1 protein-coding gene is annotated in these 656 nt (G+C 53.2%); it reads right to left on the reverse strand.

From position 1 onward, the window contains the following. The coding region (locus tag ACTJIK_RS25735) for a hypothetical protein (protein ID WP_440650476.1) at positions 1-656 on the reverse strand (656 nt) is incomplete at both ends.

Below are 656 nucleotides of genomic sequence, written 5' to 3' on the forward strand. Positions count from 1 at the left end.
TGGCGCCTTCGATCATTACAGTTTCATTAGCCTCCAATACCTGGTCAGTATTGGTGGTCAGTGTAACAGTGCCGGTTGTTTGACCAGCGTTGATCGTGATACTACCCAGTGCGCCGTGCTCGGTATTACCCGCAGTGGAGCTGGCATGTTTGCTTAAGGTCACCGTCAGGTTAGTGGCGGAGGTCACACCGCCATTCAGCGTAGCCGTAATCACGGAGCTGGCACCTTCTGCAACACTGGCTGGTGCGGCAGATAGAGTGATCGTAGCACCTGCCAGGTCCTGGTCAGTGATATCGAAATTTACCGGCTGGCTGAAAGTGAAGCCAGTGGCAGCCGGTGTCAGGATCAGCTTTTCTGTCGCTTCGATCACATTGTCATCTGCCGGAATAAAGTTTACATCCACAAATCCGTCTCCTGCCGGGATCACTACTGTGGGCAGGCTTTGAAGGTCTGTCAACGCAGCGGTCGAAGCCGCATCGCGGGTGAGCGTGATGGTGATCGCAGAAGTAGATGTTACACCCGTGGGCAGGCTGAATCGGTAAGTGCCGGTAGCACCTTCTGCAATGGTAGCCGGGCCGGTAACAGTGATCGTTTTGTTCGACACATCCGTGATCGTGATATCCGCTACATCTGTAGAAGTATAACCAAATACAGTA

It is taken from the genome of Chitinophaga sp. 22620 (genome assembly GCF_052044405.1).
Taxonomy (GTDB): Bacteria; Bacteroidota; Bacteroidia; order Chitinophagales; family Chitinophagaceae; genus Chitinophaga.